Source organism: Halalkaliarchaeum sp. AArc-CO (genome assembly GCF_024972735.1).
In the GTDB taxonomy this organism is placed as follows: Archaea; Halobacteriota; Halobacteria; order Halobacteriales; family Haloferacaceae; genus Halalkaliarchaeum.
In genome coordinates this window covers 1412616-1432145 of sequence record NZ_CP087723.1, presented here as the reverse complement: position 1 = coordinate 1432145, position 19530 = coordinate 1412616, and the positions used below count along the sequence as shown (strand labels likewise).

The window sequence follows — 19530 nt, the reverse complement described above, 5'->3', positions numbered from 1 at the left end:
TTCATAATGATTATTCTCGGCCGTTACCGGACGATCGGCCCATCCGGTGGCCGATCGTCCGGTCAATCACTACAATAACCAGTATCAGGCGACGTCCCGACGTACGGCGATCTCGAACCAGGGACACAGCCTGAGCTGGCGGTACAGTTTCGGGTTTTCGTGGAAGTGCTCGTAGTCGACCCACATCCGCCCGCCGATTTCGGCGTCGTCCGGCGACAGCGTCGTGTCCTCGAGGGTGACCTGCAACACGGCACACACCTCCCACTCGACGCCCTGGTTCGGGTAGTAGCGTTTGTACTCGAACTTGTCGGTGACACGGAGATCGCTGTACTGGTCCGGCGTCACGCCGAGCTCCTCCTCGAGGCGCTGTCTCGTCGCTTCCTTCTGGCTTTGCCCTTCGACGGGGTGTGAGGCGACCGTTCCGTCCCAGTGGGTGTCCCAGAGTCGTTTTTCGGGAGCCCGCTGTGCGAGCAGGATCCGCCCCTCGCCGTCGAACACCATGCAGGTAAACGCCCGGTGTCGGACGCCGTCCCCGGTGTGTGCTTCGAGTCTGTTGACCGTCCCCGTAGCACTGTCGTCCGCATCGACCGCAATGACGTCCTGTCGCGCGTTCTCGTGGACCGGCTCGTCGCCGGAACGGCTGTCCGCGCCACCGGAGTCGGCCCCACTCTCGGCGTCCGTCTGCTCGGAACTCATGTGCGCCGTGACGGACAGCGGACACAATAAGGGTTCGGTGTCTGCTCCGGGTTCCAGGGGTGAGCGGATCGGCTATCCCAGCCGCTCGTCGAGAATCAGCCGCGTCTTGGTACTTTTCACTTCGTCCATCTCCCGGGCCTGAGAGATCAGTTCGTTCACCGCGCGCGTGTCGACGGCGTCGACGATCAACACGACGTCTTCCTCCCCGGACACCTGCCAGACAAAGTCTACCTCCGCCCAGTCGGCCATCCGTTCGGAGACGCCGGCGGTGTCGACGTCCATCGCCACCGAGATCTCGATCATCGCCTTCACGTTCCCCGTCCGGGTCGTAACCGTGAACCGCTCGATTACTCCTTCCTCGGTCATGCGTTCGACCCGGTTGCGGACGGTTCCTTCAGAGGTTCCGACCGACTCTGCGATCTCCGTGTAGGGCGTTCGAGCGTCCCGCCGGAGGATGTTCAGGATGCGACGGTCGAGGTCGTCCATGTACGAAAATGTATTTCCAGTCCCTTACCGATTACGAATTTCGTAACGTCGCTTCGAACGACGCACTTATTACCCGGGAGTCCATTCGTATCTCGTAATGTCGGACGCCTACCTCGCGCTGGCCGACGGACGCGTGTTCGAAGCACGTGCTCGTGCGCCGGGGCGCACCCGTGGCGAACTGGTGTTTACGACTGCCTATACGGGGTACGAGGAGTCGCTCACTGACCCCTCGTACGAAGAGCAGATCCTCACGTTCTCGTACCCCCTGATCGGAAACTACGGCGTCCGAGCGGAGCGGTTCGAGTCCGACCGCGTCCACCCCCGTGCTGCGATCGCCCGCGAGTTCACCGACGAGGCGGCGGCGTGGCTCGCAGACGAGGGCGTGCCGGCGATCGACCACCTCGACACGCGGGAACTGGTGACGACCGTCCGGGAAGAAGGGGCGATGCGGTGCGGGATCGCCGCCGGACCGGACGCGACTCCGGCGGACGCACGCGAGGAGCTCGCGAACGCGAAAGGGATGAGCGATCACGTAGATATCGGCTCACAAGTGAGCGTTCCCTCGGCGACGACCTACGATGGAGGCGGCGAGTACGACGTCGCGCTCGTCGACTGTGGCGTCAAGGGATCGATCATAGAGTCGCTTACCGCCCGCGGTGCGGACGTCCACGTCCTCCCGTACGACGCGAGCGAGTCGGAGGTCGCCGCGGTGGATCCGGATCTGCTGTTCGTCTCGAACGGGCCGGGCGATCCCGCGAACTTCGAGCAGGCCCAGTCGCTCGTGGAGTCGTTCGTCGGCGACGTCCCGATCGCGGGGATCTGCCTGGGACAGCAGATCGTCGCCCGGGCGTTCGGCGGCACCACCGAGAAGATGGCGTTCGGTCACCGTGGAGTCAACCAGCCCGTCCGCGACCTCCGCACCGACCAGGTCGTGATGACGACTCAAAACCACGGCTACACCGTCGACGAGGTCGGCAGCCTCGAAGTGACGCAGGTGAACGTCAACGACGGCACGGTCGAGGGGCTGGAGTGTGCCGAGTCGGACGTCATCACCCGTCAGTACCACCCCGAGGCCAACCCGGGACCGCACGACTCGCTGGGCTTTTTCGACGACGTACTCGAGCTGGCGGAGCGTCGAGTGCCGGTTGCAGCGGATTGAGGTCGGTAGATTGAGGTCGGTAGATTGAGGTTGGTGTGAGGCTTCGTTCGTTTCGTTTCCCGCAGCGGCGCCTCTCGGCATCGGCGTCCCGTCCAACCGTTCTCGGTGCATCTATCACCGTCCGGCGACAGCTACAGGTATGACCGAACTCCTGCTCACGAACGACGACGGGATCGACGCGCCCGGGATTCGGGCGCTGTACGACGCCCTCTCTTCGGAGTACGACGTGACGGTCGTCGCGCCCGCCACGAACCAAAGCGGCGCCGGCGGCGCTCGCACCTGGTGGGAGACCACCCTCGAGTACGACGACCACGAGCTCGGCTACGCCGTCCGGGGGACGCCCGCCGACTGCGTGGCCTTCGCGTTCGCCGGGCTCGAACTCGAACCGTCGCTTGTCGTGTCCGGCTGCAACGACGGACCGAACATCGGTGCACACATCCTCGGTCGGTCGGGAACGGTCGGCGCAGCCCACGAGGCGGCACTGCTTTCGGTTCCCGGGATCGCGATGTCGCTGTACGATCTCTCCGATCTGCCGCCGACGAACGCGGTCCCGTCGGTCGAGGACTTCGCGGTCGCCGCCGACGTCACCTGCCGGCTTGTCGACCGGTGGCTCTCTACGGGTCCGATCGAGGGAGCCGACTACCTGAACGTGAACGTACCTGCCCCCGACTCCGCACGAACCCTCGGCAACCCCAGGGGTGAAGACGGGTGGCCGGAGTCGGCTTTCCCGCCGATGAGGTTTACCCGACCGGCGACCGGATACGACGTGACGACCGTCGATCCGACTGATCCGGAAGTGACTGCACGCGGGGAGGCGGGAATCGAACTTCGCGACCGGTTCTGGCGTTCGTTTTTGAACCTCGACGTTCCCGACCCGGTGGGGACCGACCGTCGGGCGGCCGTCGACGGGGAGATTTCGGTCTCGCCGCTGTCGGTCGGCCGTCCCGTCTCGACGGAGATGGTCGGGGAGACGTTCTCGCTGGATCCCGAGGAACCGGCTGCGAGCGATTAGGCCGTTGTTCCGCCAGTTCGGGGGTCCCGTGAGGACCGAAGGGATCCATCCGGCTGAACCGCGAACCCTTTATCCGTGACGCCCCGAATGATCGCTATGAAGCGGCGTCGGGTTCTCGCGGCCGCTGGCACCGCCGCGGTTACGGGTCTTGCGGGCTGTTCGAGCGTGCTGGGCGACGAAGAGTACGACGTCGGGATGACCGCAACCGAGTTCGTTCCCGAGGAGCTGATCGTCGAAGTGGGAACGACGGTGGTGTGGAAAAACACCAGCGCGCGGGCCCACACCGTGACCGCCTACGAGAACCTCATCCCCGAGGACGCGGACTACTTCGCAAGCGGGGGCTACGACGACGAGTTGACCGCCCGTCAGGAGTGGTGGGACGACTACGGCGGGATCATGGAATCGGGCGACACCTTCTCGCACACGTTCGAGGTGCCGGGAGAGTACGGATACGTCTGTGTTCCCCACGAAACTGGAGGCATGACCGGCCGCGTCTTCGTCGAAGACTGACAGTGACTCGAAGAATGTTCGTCTGCGGCAGATCCTCGAGGGTTACTCGTCGACGGCGACGTCTTCGGCGTCGACGTCGACGGCGGCTTCCTCTTCTGCGGCGACTTCCTCGGGACGCGCCTCGAGCGTCAGCTTCTGGACCTCGACGCGACGAAGCGGGTAGATCTCCTTCGCGTCACCGTAGATCGCCGAGGAGAGACGTCCTTCGACAATGCTGTCGACGTACTGTTCGAACGTGCGGTCTTCGGCGGCTGCCTCGACCTGATCGATCATGATCCGGCGGATCGCTTCCTCCTGGGAGCGGTCCGCACGCTTGGTCGTAAACGCGACCGGCTGGACCTGCAGTCGGTAGTCGTCGGTCGTGAGCACCGTGATCGACGCGTCGATCTTCGATGCGCCCCGACGCACGAGCGATCGCAGGTAGTCCCGCGTGAGCTCGTGTTTGACGAACTCCGTATACGCCGAGTCGGAGCCGACATCCGTGATCTTGAACGTCAACTTCGTGTTGTTCGCGCCGGCGTCGTCAGTGATGTCGCCCAGCGTCGTCTCGATGGTTCGTCCGATGACCATGTCCGGTTCCTCCGCGACGGTCTCGCCGATCTCCGCCCGGTCGAACTGCTCGGGCGCGATCACGGTGTACCATCGCTTACCTCGCTTCTGCTTGCTTACTGATCGTTCACTCATGATGTGTGTCGTCTGTCTCGTGTCGTGTTCGTCTGTCGGTGCTGTTTCCGTCATAGCCGAGGGCGTCGGCGTGGTCGGCGGCGATCCCGGAGAGCCGCTCTGCGACGATCAGGTTGACGACGTAGTCGTCCACCGTCGACTGGAGCCCGCCGGTCGTCTCCCGCCGGATTCTGGTTCGAACCACGCCGTCGGATTCGACCGCCTCAGTGTCGACGTCGGCGGTGTTGTCCGGCGCGACCGCGGCCGCGACGGCCGTTGGATCGTCGTGTGCCGTCTCGATCCGCGCGAACCGGCGGTGATCCCCGCGGTCCCATTCGGTGTCGACGTCGGCGGTGTTTCCTGTCATAGCTGTTCCCTGATGGCGGCCGCGAACTCGGTGGGGTCACCGTCGAACCTCGCAGTCGCGATTGTGGTCGTTCCCGAGCCGGTGCCGTCGAATTCGGCAGCCACGTCCGTGAACGCCTCGCCGAGCGCCGGCCCACCTCCCCCGGGATCCCGGTTCGCCCCGGCGGCTGCTCCGCCGGCACCGTCCGCGCCCTGCTGGATCACGACCACGACCGGCTCCGGCGACCGGTAGTCGCACAGAAGTCTGGCGATCGTCGGCAGCACGGCCGGGTCGGCGTCGACGCGCGCGAGCAGCGAGCCGTCGTATCGCCCGGTGGTCGCGGCGTCGATCGCTCGATGGGTTCCTCGAGCGTGGGCGCGCCACGCCTCGAGTGCGCTCTCGCGAAGCTGGGGAGATCGGTTCGAGCTGTTCGGCCCTTCTCGGTCGTCGCGATCGAGTGCGATCGCGATCGCGGTTCCCGGTCGTTCGCGGGCCAGCACGTCGAGTACCTCCGCATAGCCGGCTAGCGTTTCGAACGGGCCGTCGATCGCGTACGGTCGCAACGCTGTCTCGATCGCGGCCGCCGCCTCCGGGACCGCCCCCTCGGCGGTCGTCACCTCGATTGCGAGCAGTGAGGCGAGCTGTTCCTGCTGGCCGGGTTCCAGCTCTCCCGCATCGGCGTCCGTCGGGAGTCCCCACTCGTCGAGGATCTCCGCGGTCCGATCGGGATCACCCGAAAACGGGGCGAGAAACTGCACAGAGTGGCCGAGCCCGTCCGTGAGCTCCCGAACCGGCAGCCCGACGCCGGGTCGCTGTTCGAGGCGGTCCCGTTCCCGTGCGCGTTCGAGGATCGCCGCGGTGCCGTCGTCTCCGGGTACCGCCCCGGCCGCGATCGAGCCTGCGAGCGCGAGCACCGGATCGGGATCGTCGTCGAGCTCGATTGCCGTCCGGTAGGCGGACGCGCTAGCGGATTCCCCGTCGGCTGTCGACACCTTCCCTGGCAGGGACGCGTCGGCGATCGCCGACTCGCGTCCCACAACCAGCGTCCGCTCGTCCGGGCCGTCGTTCGGGAGTCCCGTCGAAAGCAGGCCGTTCGGGTCGTCGGTCGACCTGACCTGAAACGGGATCCCTGCGGTCCGTGCGGCGCCTGCGATGAGTCCCGCAGCGGCGATCGCATCGCCGTCAGTGTCGGAAAGCAGCGTCAGGAACGATGCCTCCCGGACGGTAGCGGCGACGCTTGTCGCGTCGGCGGACGGACCGACCGCGTCGGTTCCGGACATTGGTGGTGGGAGTCGTCTCGGGTTACTCTTCGAGCAGCTCGACGGCGTTCTCGTAGTTGTACTTGAAGTCTTCCTCGAGCTTGTCGCCGCGGTAGTAGTTAGCCAGGCGGCGGATCTTCGCTTCGGTGTTTTGAAGCGCCCGCTTGTTGCTGTGGTCCTGCTGGTTTTCCTGCATGTGCTCGCGCAGGCGGACGGCACGTTCCATCAGGTTCCGGAGGTCTTCGGGGAGCTCCGGGTCGGCGTCGTTCTCCTCGAGGATCTCGGTGAGCTTCTTGCCGGTCGCGAGTTTCACGTCGGGGACTGGGACGCCCTTGACGCCCTCGTCGCGCAGTTTCATGCCGATCTGGCTGGGATCGTGCCCCTGGTCTGCAAGTTCGAGGACGCGCTCCTCGATCGCGTCTGGTTCGACGTCGCTCCACTCCGGTGGGTCGTCTGCGACGGGCCTGTCCGAACCGGACGAGCCGCGTCGGCGTGTGTGCATTCGTGCCATTGTCTGATTGGAACGCCGGCCGCAGAAGGCGAAACACCGACTACTCCGCGACGAACTGGTGGGTCCGCCGGGAGCTCTCGATGCACTTCCGCAATCCCAAGCCCGTACGGGCGAGTCAGATTTGCGGCCGTGCTGTTCCCAACTGTGAGGTGGACGCGGAGGGTTTAATGGGTTTCTATCCCCGGTCGGTTTGGAATCGGTATCGGAGGTTCGGGCGATTCGAAGGCCTTATTAGCGTAACCGGGATACGTTCGGTCGCGTACGGGGGCTCGTAGATCAGTGGTAGATCACTCCCTTGGCATGGGAGAGGCCCCGGGTTCAAATCCCGGCGAGTCCATGACGGGAGCGCCTGAGGCACATTTGCCAGACGGCGCAGGTTCTTTATAACGGATACCCCACTCTGGAGAGGCGAGTTGGTGCGTTTTACCGGCAACCGCTTCCGACCAGAGTTGGAGTGTTTTCATGGCACCGTCCGCTCCTGCTTGCGGTTACAACATGGGAGTCACAGCCACGAATCATAGTATTACCGGAATAGGGTGCTGACAAGCCGCTTTTCCCATGTTCAACACTTCGTTAGCATGAGCTCGACGGCGATCTGAAACAGCCCGGCCATTGGGATATCTATTCATGGACTTCAGCCCCCGTTCGGAAGCTCGTCAGCTCGTCGATACGTCCCTCCAAGTCCTCGATCTCCTGGCGTAAGTCCTCGGCCTCCTCGCCCTCAGTAGCCGCCAGTTGCTCCTTGAGGCCCTGAAGACGCGTCTCCTTGACCTCCTCATCCACCTCGGCCTTGCGGACGTACTCGCTCTCCTCGATGTCGTACACGTCCGTCTCGGACAACTTTGTGACCTCCAACGCGTCGTCGATCTTGCTCCGGTCGATCCCCGTCACGCGCTCGCGATCGATCCCCGCCTCTTCCAGCTTCGCCAGTACCTCGTCCTCGTCTTTCAACGATCGATTCCGACGGGTCGTGCGCTGGACGGATCCGAAGGGGCCCCTCACGGGGCGATCGTGGTGAAGTCGGTTCAGGAGCACCCCAGCCACGTCCTGACGGAGATCGTTGGCATTGCGCTGGACGTCCGACAGCAGCGTGTAGAGGTTCACGAGAGCGTCCGTTTCCATCTCCGACAACGTGGTCACGTCGTGTCGTTCGAGGGCGTCTACGAGCAGCAGTGAGTCCGCATACACGTCCAGATCCGGTTCCGATCGCTCTTCGGGTTCGGTGTCGGGCTCGGCATCGAGAAGCTGCGTCGACGTCGGGCCGTCCGTCTCGGAGATCACGCCCGCATCCTCATCGATCTCGAACTGGGGATGTAGGCTCAACACCGCCGGGTACGGATCCGCGTCAGCTGGGAGCCGATCAAGTTCGAAGCCGCCCGGCTCGTCGGTGATACGTCGGTACAACGTCTCGAACTGGTCGCGCTGGAGTGGCCGCTTCTCGTCTCTGTCCTCGAAGGTGATGATGACGCGTTGCTCCTGTACGTCGTCGATCCGAAACCGCTTGTGCGACAGGGGCGTGATTAGCGTCGCTCCTTCGGGGAGATCGTCGAGTTCGTCGAGGAGCGTATGCCAGCTCACGCTGAAAGCCATGTTCGGACGAAGGTGGGCGGGGGCTAAAACCGTGAGGGACGCTTCTCGGGCTGATCGGAGCCGAGGCCGCCGGATTTGTTGGCATGGGCGCTCTCTCGTCGAAAGGATCATCTCTACTATGGAACTGTGAGACAGAACGGACTCAGTGATTCAGTTGGGATATTGATCTTCGTATCTATTTATCACGAACGTAAGGAACGCTCCTACCTGATGGAGCAAGAGTATAGAATAATCTTGATCGAAGGTTTCGTGTCGTTTCCTATCTCCACCTGTTCGTTGGACACCGATTTGGAGCCCGTTGATGATTTGCTCCCACTCAGCGAACATTGCCTCATTAGGGTCAAACAACCCGTTGTCCTTGATGGAGTTTAGATAAGCACTCACACCATCACCTTCGTTATTCCAGCCACGCTCTTTAACACAGATTTTGACCAAAACTGCTTCAAGACTATTGTATAGCTTCTCAGCGATGAGATACGAGAACTGCTCATCTTGATACTGAGTCCATGCTTCATTATATGGGCTGAGTTCCTCTTCCCACCTCCCTTTCTTCCCTAACGCCCGAAGCTGCTGATCTGATTCGATTACGGATTCATCAGCTAATGTCTCAAAATGGATGTTAAATGGCTTCTCAGGGCGGGGCTGAGATCTATGCCGTGACGAATAGCTTCTGCTGTTCTTCGCTTCTCTATATCTCGAAAGTTTCTCTCCAAATGTCTCTACCTCATCTCGTGTTGGACGTATTCGCAACAAGATACCTTCCTCAACAAGAATACGTCTTAACTTACGATCAAAATCAAGCAGTTCCTCAGCAGAATGATTTTCGCCAGATAAGGTGGATTCTTCCCATAGTTCGTTGACCAGTATTTCTATCAAAGTGAGAACATCATGTAGATCTTCAGTCGACACGAACTTGTCAAGTGATCTTTTTGCTGGTTCACTGTTTGCCGTTTCAAAGTAGTCAACATGCTTCCCAGTCTCTGTACGATACTCCGTATATGCATCGTCAATCTCGCCTCTTGACGCGATCTGGTTTAATGAAAAGGAAATCCGACTGGCCGCTTTATCGGTTAGATCTTCGTGGATACGCTGTTCAACTTCTGAGTTGCGATTGGTCCAAGGAACCCAACTGCTCATATGCCAGATCTGTTCACTATGCCTATGTAAATGGTTGGTCTGGATATACTCAACCAGAGGATTCATTCCGTCAACAGAGGACCATTAGCTATGGAGATCGGGCTCGTTAGCTGTACGAAGAGCAAACGCGAGCAAGCCACAAAGCCCGCTGACCTCTATATGCCGTCGACGTTCTTCAGCAAGGCGCGTGAGTACGTCGAAACGAATCACGACCGCTGGTACATCCTTTCCGCGAAACATCGCCTGCTCGATCCCTCCGGCCCGCCTATCGATCCCTATGACGACACACTGTCCGGTGCGGGGGTTGCACGGAAGCGTGAGTGGGCTAAAGCCGTCTACGATCAGCTCGAAGCGGAGGGCTCACTCAACGACGGCAATCGACTGGTGTTTCACGCAGGGCGTGACTACTACTCCGAACTCATCCCGCTCTTGGACGAAACGCCGGTCGATGTCGAAACCCCGACTGATGGTCTCCAGTTCGGGGAGACCCTTGCGTGGTACAACGGGCACCTCTGAGAACCCCGAGTGATTTTGTGCCCCACCTCTGAACGGAGTAGTATGTCGCGTCGTTCTGATCTCGATCGACTCTACGATCTCCTCGACCGGCTCGAAGCGAACGTCGGTGGCAAGCAACGACTCAAGGATTGTACGGGCTACATGGACTGGCCAGAGAGAGGCGTCTATTTCTTCTTCGCAGACGGTGAAACGCGTGAGTCGACCGATCAGCTCCGGCTCACCCGTATCGGCACACACGCAGTCTCATCCGGCTCCGGTACGTCGCTGTGGAATCGACTTCGGACACATCGCGGAGCGAACAGAGGAACCTACCAAGGCGGCGGAAATCATAGGGGATCGGTGTTCCGAAAGCGGGTCGGTGAGGCGAAGATCGAACGAGACGAGCTTCACGACGAATACTCACACTGGGGTAACGGCTCCAGCGCGGATCGGGATCGACGGCTTGCCGAGCTGGAGCATGAACAGCGGGTGAGTCAGTATATCCGTGATCTACCCTTCCTCTGGATCGACATCGACGACGAGCCTAGCCCGGAGAGTGACCGAGTCTACATTGAGCGAAATGCAATCGCTCTGGTCAGTAACTATCGGAAGGACTCTATCGACCCTCGCGACGACGACTGGCTGGGACGCGTCAGTCCCCGGAGCGAGATTAGCGACTCAGGCCTTTGGAACATCAACCACGTCGGAGAGCAGTACGACAGGGCGTTTCTGAATCGAGTAGCTGACGCCGTAGAGGAAACGTCCGCCCCCTGAGCGATCTGGCCGTCGTAGCGTCCTCCCAAGAGGCTGTTGGCATGAATCGCGTAAGAGATGACTCTCAGCCTGTTGCGGATGGAGGATTGAGGGTTACGTCATTCAGCCGAAGGCCGACATACGCGATGAGCGCCAGGATAGTCGGAGGCGCTACGCCGACAGTTGCGAACACGACGCTTAGACAGCCGGAGATGATGATTTCCTTTGTCATTTGTCTGAAGTGGTTTAGGATGCGGTTCTCCGATCCGCCGTTATCCCCTCACGAGGATTCGAACCCCGAAATCCAGGATCCGCACCCGCTGTCCTCAGACGCGTCGGTGTTGTCAGTCTGTACGTGTCTTATTGACAAAAGACCTCGCTTCAGTAAGAGGGCTAACGGCCATGGTGGCGATACATCCCTTCACTCCACTTCACTGGCCAAATGAGCGCGATGACGCCTGTGACGAGTAAGTTGAACATCACGTTCAGTACGTCGCCCAGACTATAGGGAGGGAGGATCTGAAGTTCGAGGTTCACCCACGCTTCGACGAAGTATGGGACGGCGTTTTTGGATCAATTAGCAGAATCCGTAGAGGTGACATCTGATTATGAAATTGTAACGTGTATACATCCCATTTCAATATCGTGATGATATAATTGTCCAGACACGTATTCTACTCATAGACTGACATCAGATAGCTATATAGTCATTCTCTAAAACGGCTTATTATGGAAAACTATCTTCGCAATGACCTAATCGAGGGTATTGACGGGATCACCAGCCAGATTATACCCAAACGATACGATAAGCAAGAATACGAAGAGGGCGACCACGAAAGAGTCGATATCGGTGTCGAGTTGAAGCAGTGGCTTGAGGTATATCTCCGTGAAAAAGACCTACAGACAGGTCCTGTAAATGTAACGGAAGTTGAAGGCTCCGTACATCGGTACGTTCTTGAAGTCGAAGATGAACCGAACTCATTCTTGATCACGATACACGATCCAATGGGGGGACATCCGAAACCAGCAGAAAGTATCACAGGTGTGGATTATGGAGTTGAGTACCCTGTAACCGAAAACCAAGATCGGTTTATCCTTGTTCAGACCAAGCGACGAGACTCAACTCACGGTGTTCCACCAAAGCAGTTCTTTGCTATGGGTGGTGTCTACATGTTTGGACATTATTTAATGAGAGGTGGTAAGTCATGGGGAGACCGATTTAAAGAGGGTGTAGACTACACAAACAACTTCGATAATCCTCATAACGAGTTTTTGTTTATCAAATATGCAGAAGAGCCATTATACGTGCCACTAAGCAGCGTTTTGAACACTCACGAGTTCAAGAGCGGAATGAATACTTTAATTTCCCGAATACCGATGACGAAGCCAATGGATGTGCGGATTGAAAACGAAAACGTGAATGAGCAGTTTCTGGATAGCACCAGTTCAAAGGAACCGGTCTTTCCATCATTCGGAGACTTTCAAACCGCATTAACCGCAGGAGAGATTGGTCTCAGGCATAGCGAGACAGCTCGAAAAACAGAACGCAAGGCTACTATGTTCGCTTCTCTTGCTGATCTTCTAAACCGCCCAAATATTGTTCTCTTTGAGATTGAAAATAATGTGTTCGAAGAAGTTTCTGATCGTATTAAAAATACCGAGGTAGACTAAGCCGAGATAAGTAACACAAGAACCAGATACCCAGCACGGCAATGTGGAGGCGACACTCGTGAGCGACGTCGAAAACGAAGCCGAACCACGCCGGACAGCCGATGGCATCGAGTACACACCCCACTCGATGATGCATAAGGCAATTGTTCGGATGGACCCAATAAAGCTGGAGATGCTTGACGGCTTCGAGCGTACGGACGCCGGGCACAAGTTCGTCCCCGAGGACTCTAACGTCCGGGTTATCGTTAGCGGTCGAGACTGGTCCGAGAAGCGTATCCTGATCTACGGGAGCAAGTCAACTAAGGAAGCCCGCCAGCATGTCGAGACGATCATCGATCGCATTACCGAAATCGATCACAACGCCGAACTCGTCGATGGCCCTGAAATTACGAACATTGCTGTCAGTGGCGACCTTGGAACACCTCTCGGGCTCGAAGCGTTGACCGTAGAGCTCACCACGGAAGGGATTGATGTCGAGTACGAACCCGAGCAGTTTCCCGCTGCAATCGTCAAGATCGAAACCCCGCCAGTCACGTTTCTACTGTTTTCGACGGGTAAGTTCGTGATTCAGGGACTACGCGGATTCGGTGACATCGAGCCCTCCATCGAGCGGGTACAGTCCCAACTCTGACCGTTTCAGAACCCCGAAAGATAAGACGGCTCGATTACATCGTTGAGGTATGTCTCTCAGTCTCGGCGAACTCGACGACCATCTCTTCAAGTGCGCCGACATCATCCGGAATACCGTCGACAAGACCGACTACAAAGACTACATCCTCCCGCTCGTCTTCTACAAGACGATCTCGGACACGTACGACGACCAGTATGAGCAGCGGCTCGAAGAGTACGGTGACGAGGAGATCGCCAAACGACCGGCCTTCTACGACTTCGTTGTCCCCGAAGAGTACGCGTGGGAAGAACTACGCGCGCAGAACAAGAACGTCGACCAGTTCATCAACGAAGCCTTCGACGCTCTCTCAGAGGCCAATGAGGGCAAGTTGGAGGGTGTTCTGCGGGCCGACTTCGTCGCCGCCGACGCTCTGGACGATCAAAAGCTCACGACACTCGTCGAGCATCTGAGCACGTACAACCTCTCCATCGAGCGTGTCCCGCCGGATCTGCTCGGCGAGGCGTACATGGATCTCGTGCGTCACTTCGCCAGTGAGGAAGGCCGGGATGGTGGGGAGTTCTTCACGCCGCCGCACATCGTTGAACTAATGGTCCGTCTGCTGGAACCGTTCGAGGACGGCGACACGTTCCACGATCCGACCTGTGGTTCCGGCGGGATGCTCGTTGAGGCCGCCCGTCACTATCGCGAGGTACAGGGTGGCGACCCCTCAAAACTCACGTTCACCGGTCAGGAAATCAACCCAGACATCTACGCGATTGCGAAGATCAACCTCTTCGTCCACGGGCTGAACGGTGACATCCAACGTGGCGACTCACTGGGCGATCCGAAGTTCGAAGACAACGGTGAGTTGGACACGTTTGATTACGTCCTCGCAAACTTCCCGTTCTCGGCGGATTGGCCGAAAGACGACCTCCAAGACGACCCGTGGAATCGGTTTGGCTGGGCCGACAAGCTTCCGCGGGCCGACCGGGGCGACTACGCGTTCATCATGCATATGGCCGAGCAGCTGAATGATACCGGCCAAGCGGCGATCGTTGTTCCTCACGGCGTGCTCTTCCGCAAGCACGAGAGCAAGTACCGGAAGCCGATGATCGATAACGATCTCGTCGAGGCGGTGATCGGGTTGCCGAAGAACCTATTTCAGAATAACTCGATACCGACAGCTATCCTATTATTGAATCAGGACAAGTCAGAAGAACGGACTGACGAGGTACAGTTCATTCATGCTGCTGACGAGGGATTCTACCGCGAAGAGAGCAACCAGAACATCCTCACGCCTGAAGGAATAAATAAAATTGTTGAGAACTTTAACGACTGGACGAACGAAGAACGGGTTAGCCGGGCGGTATCGGCCGAGGAGATCCGTGAAAACGACTACAATCTTAACATCGCGCTCTACGTAGATACAACCGAACCTGAGGAGGAACTTAACGTCGCCGAAGAGTTGGCAACGTTGCGGGAGCTACAGGCCGAGCGCAAAGAGATCGAGGCACGGATGACTCAGCACATGGGGGCGCTGAACTATGAGTGAGCAGGAGGCGAGTCTGGACGAGTTTGTGTCAAATGCAGATGAACAGAAACTAGATCAGCACCTCCCGGAAATCGATAAGATCCCCAAGGATTGGAGCATTGTCGCAGTAGAGGATGTCGCCGATAATCTCGTTGGCGGTGGAACTCCATCAAAGAGTAACGATGAGTATTGGGAAGGAGACATCCCTTGGGCTAGTGTTAAAGATCTCAACGGGATTGAGCTATCCGAGACGGAAGACCACATTACCGAAGCTGGAGTTAAGAATAGCGCAACCAACGTCGTTTCGACTGACTCGGTTATTGTCTCAACTCGGATGACTGTAGGAGAGCCCTTCCTCAACAATGTAGATATGGCAATCAATCAGGATATGAAAGCCATCATTCCCGATACCGAGAGAATAAATCCCCTGTTCCTCGTGTATTCTCTCTGGGATAAGGATCCATACCTCAAGAGTCTCGGACGTGGTACCACCGTTGACGGGATCACCACACAAGATCTATTGCTGACTCACTTTGGTTTACCCTCGATCGAAGAGCAACACAAAATCGCCAGCGTACTCTATACCGTCGATCAGGCGATTCAGAAGACCGAAGAAATCAGTGTTCAGACTAAGCGAACAAAAAGGGGTGTCGCTCAAAATCTCTTTCGTCACAGCACCAACGGGCAAGAAACAGTCGACACGTGGCTCGGTAAAGTCCCTGCTACATGGGAAATCGTCCCGTTTAAAGAGCTCATAGACTCGAACAGAAATGGTCTGTACAAGTCCACCGATGCATACGGAGAAGGTTATCCCATAGCCAAAATGGGGAACGCTCTCGAAGAACGTGTTCTCAATATGTCAACTGCTGACAGGCTCGAACTCACAAAAAGTGAGAAAGAAAAATACGCCCTTGAAGAAGGCGACCTGATTTTTGCTCGTCGGGCTCAAGATGTTTCAGCCGCGGGGGACTGTTGCTACGTACCTAAACTCGACGAACTAACTGTTTTTGAATCCTCTCTCATTCGTATTCGGCTCACAGGACAAGCTGATCCCCGCTTCTACACCCAGTACTTCGAGGGACCAATCGGCTCGAAAGCAATCGAACGGATCATCACTGAAACCAGTATCTCGGGGATCGCTACGAGCGACCTCCTCGAACTGAAAACGGCTCTCCCTCCACTTGAGGAACAACGTGAGATTGCATCGATTCTGTGGGAGTTCGATAGACTGGTCGAAGCTCTTCAAGATGAAATGGCTCGGTATAAACAGCTCAAACAAGGCCTTATGCAAGATCTCCTTTCGGGAGAAGTCCGAACCCACGACAAAGATATCGAAATCGTAAACGAAGTGCTCCAACATGGCTGATCCACTCCCTTCCGAGGCTGGCGTCGAAGGATCTATCCTCCAGTGGCTCGACAGCCTCGGCTGGGAGACTTACGGCCTCGACGACGGTGAGGGAGCGTCTCACCTCGACACCGAATACGACCGCGAAGCGAGTGATGTTATCTACTGGAACCTCCTCCGTGAGCGTGTCAAGGCCATTAACGACGATGTCGACGAAACTAACGTCGATCGCTTCCTCAACTCTCTGCGCCGTGACCTCGACACCGATGATCTAATGGACGGCAACCGGAAGTTCCAGAAGCTTCTCCGCACAGGTAAACAGTTCGCAGCCAAGCACAACAACGGTACGACCAAGCCCACCTACGTCGACCTGATCGATTTCGCGGACATTGAGAACAACCACTTCGTTGCCGCCAACCAGTTCCGCGTCAACCGTCGCAAGTCGATCCGCCCAGACGTGACGCTGTTCGTTAACGGTATCCCACTGGTACAGATGGAACTCAAGTCGCTCGCGCAGGATAACGACTTCTTCGACGCCATCAGCGATCTTCAGAGCTACGAAGAGCAGGTTCCTCGGCTGTTCGTCCCTGGTCTATTGAACGTTGCCGCCGACACAACAGAGCTCCGTTATGGTGCTGTCAGTGCTAGCACAGAGTTCTACGAGCCGTGGACGGATGCCCCACCGGAGTACGAGGATCCGAATCCGATGAAACAAGCCGTCCAGGCGTTGTGCAACCCACAGACACTACTGAACATCCTCGACAACTTCGTCTTCTACGAGCGCACTGCGGGCGGTGACGCAAAGATTGTTCCCCGCCATATGCAGTACTATGCAGTTCAGCGTATTCTCCGGCGTGTCTACGATGACGACGCCGACCGCGGGCTGATCTGGCACACACAGGGCTCGGGCAAGTCCTACACGATGCTCTACGCAGCGAAGAACCTACTCGAACGCGACGTGATGGGCTCGCCGCAGGTGTTCATCATCGTCGATACGGACAAGCTCGCCAGCCAGATGCGGGACAACTTGAGTAACATCGGCTTCGAACGATCAGAGGTCGCCGGAAGCATCGAACACCTCCAGCAGCTCATCGAGGAGGGCAAGAGCCAGCTCGTTCTCACAACCATCCAAAAGTTCCAGGATGTCGAACCGGACAGCCAAGGCAACGACGAGGTCGTGGTGATGTCCGATGAGGCCCACCGCTTCATGGAGAAGGATCTTGGTAGCCGACTCGATGCCGCACTACCGAACTGCTATCACTTCGGGTTCACCGGTACACCCGTTCACGAGGGTGAGAGTGAACTCGACCGCAATACCTTCCGCGAGTTCAGCCCCGATGGCGAGGAGTGTCTCCACAGATACTCGATCAAGCGCGGGATCGAGGACGATCTGATCAAGCCTGTCTTCTTCACGCTCTGGCACGATGTCGAGTGGGATATTGACGAAGCGGGGATGGACGAACGCTTCGATGCATCGTTTAGCGACCTTCCAGACGAGGAGAAACAGGAAATCATCGCCGAGTCGTTCACGAGCCGAGAACTTGGTGAACTCCAGCCGCGCGTAGAGGCCTACGTCGAGAAGCTGAACGAGCATTTCGACGAGAAGGTCGACGCCAACGGCTGGAAAGGGATGGTCGTTACGCCGAGTCGAGAAGCCGCCGCCTTGTACGGTGAGCTGTTGATAGAGGAACGCGATCCCTCGGAGGTCGACGTGATCTACACCTCGAACGAGGGGGATAGCGAGCGCATCCGCCAGTTTCACACGACAAGCGAAGAACGCGGCCGCATTGTCAAGCGATTCCGGGAGGAGGACGAGCCGAAGCTGCTCGTCGTCCACAATATGCTCCTGACTGGCTTTGATGCCCCCGTGCTCAAGACGATGTATCTTGACCGCAATCTGAAGAACCACACCCTGCTCCAGGCGATCGCCCGGACGAATCGTCCAGCCGAGGGCAAGACCAACGGCGAGATCGTCGACTTCCAGGGCGTGTTCCGCAATGTCGATGAAGCCCTCCAGTACGACAAGGAGACGCGTGACTTCGCTGCTCGCGACGAAGAAGAGCTTTTCGAGACGCTTGAAGATCAACTCGAAGACGTACTCGACTTGTTCGAAGACATCCCAAAGACGGATTCCCAAGAGAGTTTACAGGCGTGTCTCGCTCGTGTGAGCAAACACCCAGAGAAGCGGGAGTTCAAGCAGGGGTATCGGCGACTCCAGAACCTCTACGAGAGCGTCTCACCTGACGGTCGACTGATCGAGAGCGGTATCCAGGCGAAGTACCAGTGGCTTACTCGCGTGTTCGTCGCGTTCCGCCGGAACAACAACCGTGACGAGAACCCCGAAGACGATATGCGGGAGAAGACGAAGAAGATCGTCGAGGACAACGTCGACGTCCGCGACATCAAGGACCGATTCCCGGTGTACAAAATCGGCGAGGAACACCTCGAAGCGGTCCAGGATATGGATGAGCCAGCCGCACAGGCGTCTTCGATCGCACACGCAACCAAAGACCACCTTCACCCTCGGTCGAACCAGAACCCACGCTACAAGCGGCTGAGCGAACGCGTGACCGATCTTGTCGAGCGATGGCAAAGCGGTCAGATGGACGATCCCGCGGCCGTCGACGCACTCGAACAGCTCGAACGCGAGGTTATTGAAGTCGAGCAGGAGGCTGATGAGCGTGATCTCTCGGATGGCGCGTTCGCGGTGTTTGCGGAGTTGGTCGACCACCACGAGGAGCTGATCGGTAGCGAACGCGACGCAGAAGAACTCGCTCGCGACATCTACGACGCGTTCGAGTCAGAAGTCGATACAAGTTTCGAGGGGTGGCACACAAACGACGGGACGTTGAACGCGATCGAGATTGCCGTTATTGACGTACTGGTGAAAGATCACGACCGAGCGGATTTAGTGAAGGCGGACGACTTCGTTGAGAACGTCCGAGACTACTTAATCGAAAACGCGGCCAGTTCGTCGGGAAGCCTATGAGTAGCGAACATCGCCAGGTCACTGTTGCGAACGAACCGATCGAGTATCACGTTAGACGGAGTAGCAATGCGACCGAGCCCCGCATCGATGTCGGTATCCACGAGATCACAGTCGTCCTTCCGGAAGGAGTCTCCGCTGATCCGGAACAACTGTTACTCGAAAACGGTCACTGGGTCGTTGCGAAAAAGCGGAAGTTCGACAGGTATCGTGAGCAAGTTCCAGAGCGTAAGTTCGAGGAGGGGACGACGTTTCCGTTCCTCGGCGAACCTCACGAAATCGTCGTCGAAGTCCGGTCCGCGGCGGAGATCGTTGACCGGACGATACGTCTTGCGGAGCACAACGTCGAACGGACATCGTTGAAACGAGCTCTGGAGACGTTCTATCGTCGAAAGGCACGAGAACAGTTTGAGGAGTATGCTGGCCACTACGCGGCGGAGATGGGCGTCGAATACGATCGTATCGAGGTTCGGAATCAACGAACGAAGTGGGGAAGCTGCTCAACGAACGGGACGATCGGGTTGAACTGGCGGCTGATGATGGCCCCACCTGAAATCGTCGAGTACGTTGTGATTCACGAGCTCGCCCACATCCAAGAACCGAATCATTCCGAGGCGTTCTGGTCACTGGTAGAGCGGTACGATCCAGAATACCGCGCCCACAAGAACTGGTTGGCCGAAAATAGCACGCGATTAGTGTTTTGTTCTGACGACGTGTAATTCCAGCTCTGAGCAAAACGTGATCGAAGTCGTCGTTTCTGTTGGCATTGA

The 19530-nt window shown here is 58.0% G+C and carries 19 protein-coding genes and 1 tRNA gene; 12 read left to right on the top strand and 8 right to left on the bottom strand.

Features of this window, described 5'->3' with window-relative positions:
- Nucleotides 1-84: 84 nt before the first annotated feature.
- Both idi and AArcCO_RS07720 read right to left on the bottom strand, forming a co-directional pair.
- Entirely contained in the window at nt 85-696 is a 612-nt protein-coding gene (gene idi, locus AArcCO_RS07725; RefSeq protein WP_259536315.1) for an isopentenyl-diphosphate Delta-isomerase, read from the bottom strand.
- A gap of 72 nt (nt 697-768) precedes the next feature.
- Nucleotides 769-1182, bottom strand: a complete 414-nt coding sequence (locus tag AArcCO_RS07720) for an Lrp/AsnC family transcriptional regulator (protein WP_259536314.1) — start codon at nt 1180-1182, stop codon at nt 769-771.
- 97 nt (nt 1183-1279) lie between these two features.
- Between AArcCO_RS07720 and carA the strand changes: the two genes are divergently transcribed.
- The 3 genes from carA (at nt 1280) to AArcCO_RS07705 (ending at nt 3863) form a co-directional block, all read left to right on the top strand.
- A complete protein-coding gene (gene carA / locus AArcCO_RS07715; protein WP_259536313.1) occupies nt 1280-2341 on the top strand; it encodes a glutamine-hydrolyzing carbamoyl-phosphate synthase small subunit in 1062 nt (353 codons plus the stop codon).
- Between the two features lie 139 nt (nt 2342-2480).
- Entirely contained in the window at nt 2481-3353 is an 873-nt protein-coding gene (gene surE, locus AArcCO_RS07710) for a 5'/3'-nucleotidase SurE (protein WP_259536312.1), read from the top strand.
- Between the two features lie 96 nt (nt 3354-3449).
- On the top strand, nt 3450-3863 hold the full coding sequence (locus AArcCO_RS07705) for a plastocyanin/azurin family copper-binding protein (protein ID WP_259536311.1): 414 nt from the start codon (nt 3450-3452) through the stop codon (nt 3861-3863).
- A 42-nt stretch (nt 3864-3905) separates the two neighbouring features.
- Here the strand turns inward: AArcCO_RS07705 and AArcCO_RS07700 are convergent, their stop codons facing one another.
- From AArcCO_RS07700 to AArcCO_RS07685, 4 genes are read right to left on the bottom strand one after another with little or no spacing between them, the layout of a single operon-like run.
- Entirely contained in the window at nt 3906-4547 is a 642-nt protein-coding gene (locus AArcCO_RS07700) for a 30S ribosomal protein S3ae (RefSeq protein WP_259536310.1), read from the bottom strand.
- Entirely contained in the window at nt 4540-4893 is a 354-nt protein-coding gene (locus AArcCO_RS07695; RefSeq protein WP_259536309.1) for a KEOPS complex subunit Pcc1, read from the bottom strand. Before AArcCO_RS07695 ends, AArcCO_RS07700 begins: the two co-directional genes overlap by 8 nt.
- Nucleotides 4890-6152: an exonuclease RecJ gene (locus AArcCO_RS07690; RefSeq protein ID WP_259536308.1), complete on the bottom strand. Its 1263-nt coding sequence runs from the start codon at nt 6150-6152 to the stop codon at nt 4890-4892. Before AArcCO_RS07690 ends, AArcCO_RS07695 begins: the two co-directional genes overlap by 4 nt.
- A 22-nt stretch (nt 6153-6174) precedes the next feature.
- Complete coding sequence (locus AArcCO_RS07685) at nt 6175-6642, bottom strand: 30S ribosomal protein S15 (protein ID WP_259536307.1); 468 nt, start codon at nt 6640-6642, stop codon at nt 6175-6177.
- Nucleotides 6643-6907: 265 nt separating this feature from the next.
- Between AArcCO_RS07685 and AArcCO_RS07680 the strand changes: the two genes are divergently transcribed.
- Nucleotides 6908-6979: transfer RNA gene (locus AArcCO_RS07680), tRNA-Ala, on the top strand.
- A gap of 284 nt (nt 6980-7263) precedes the next feature.
- Here AArcCO_RS07680 and AArcCO_RS07675 read toward each other — a convergent pair.
- Together AArcCO_RS07675 and AArcCO_RS07670 are read right to left on the bottom strand one after the other, a co-directional pair.
- Nucleotides 7264-8232 carry a DUF7983 family protein gene (locus tag AArcCO_RS07675; protein WP_259536306.1) on the bottom strand — a complete coding sequence of 323 codons (969 nt, stop codon included), beginning with the start codon at nt 8230-8232 and terminating at the stop codon, nt 7264-7266.
- Nucleotides 8233-8382: 150 nt separating this feature from the next.
- Nucleotides 8383-9369 carry a hypothetical protein gene (locus tag AArcCO_RS07670; protein ID WP_259536305.1) on the bottom strand — a complete coding sequence of 329 codons (987 nt, stop codon included), beginning with the start codon at nt 9367-9369 and terminating at the stop codon, nt 8383-8385.
- A gap of 90 nt (nt 9370-9459) precedes the next feature.
- Between AArcCO_RS07670 and AArcCO_RS07665 the strand changes: the two genes are divergently transcribed.
- From AArcCO_RS07665 to AArcCO_RS07630, 8 genes are all read left to right on the top strand, one after another.
- On the top strand, nt 9460-9885 hold the full coding sequence (locus AArcCO_RS07665; RefSeq protein ID WP_259536304.1) for a DUF6884 domain-containing protein: 426 nt from the start codon (nt 9460-9462) through the stop codon (nt 9883-9885).
- Nucleotides 9886-9927: 42 nt separating this feature from the next.
- Complete coding sequence (locus AArcCO_RS07660; RefSeq protein ID WP_259536405.1) at nt 9928-10638, top strand: GIY-YIG domain-containing protein; 711 nt, start codon at nt 9928-9930, stop codon at nt 10636-10638.
- A 708-nt stretch (nt 10639-11346) separates the two neighbouring features.
- Nucleotides 11347-12288 carry a hypothetical protein gene (locus tag AArcCO_RS07655; RefSeq protein WP_259536303.1) on the top strand — a complete coding sequence of 314 codons (942 nt, stop codon included), beginning with the start codon at nt 11347-11349 and terminating at the stop codon, nt 12286-12288.
- Between the two features lie 58 nt (nt 12289-12346).
- Nucleotides 12347-12919 (top strand): TATA-box-binding protein, encoded by a 573-nt coding sequence (locus AArcCO_RS07650; protein ID WP_259536302.1) that lies wholly within the window; start codon nt 12347-12349, stop codon nt 12917-12919.
- Nucleotides 12920-12968: 49 nt separating this feature from the next.
- A complete protein-coding gene (locus AArcCO_RS07645; RefSeq protein WP_259536301.1) occupies nt 12969-14450 on the top strand; it encodes a type I restriction-modification system subunit M in 1482 nt (493 codons plus the stop codon).
- Nucleotides 14443-15795: a restriction endonuclease subunit S gene (locus AArcCO_RS07640; RefSeq protein WP_259536300.1), complete on the top strand. Its 1353-nt coding sequence runs from the start codon at nt 14443-14445 to the stop codon at nt 15793-15795. The genes AArcCO_RS07645 and AArcCO_RS07640 overlap by 8 nt, the downstream gene beginning before the upstream one ends.
- On the top strand, nt 15788-18763 hold the full coding sequence (locus tag AArcCO_RS07635) for a type I restriction endonuclease subunit R (protein ID WP_259536299.1): 2976 nt from the start codon (nt 15788-15790) through the stop codon (nt 18761-18763). Before AArcCO_RS07640 ends, AArcCO_RS07635 begins: the two co-directional genes overlap by 8 nt.
- Nucleotides 18760-19479 (top strand): M48 family metallopeptidase, encoded by a 720-nt coding sequence (locus AArcCO_RS07630; protein WP_259536298.1) that lies wholly within the window; start codon nt 18760-18762, stop codon nt 19477-19479. Before AArcCO_RS07635 ends, AArcCO_RS07630 begins: the two co-directional genes overlap by 4 nt.
- The last annotated feature ends 51 nt before the right edge of the window (nt 19480-19530 follow it).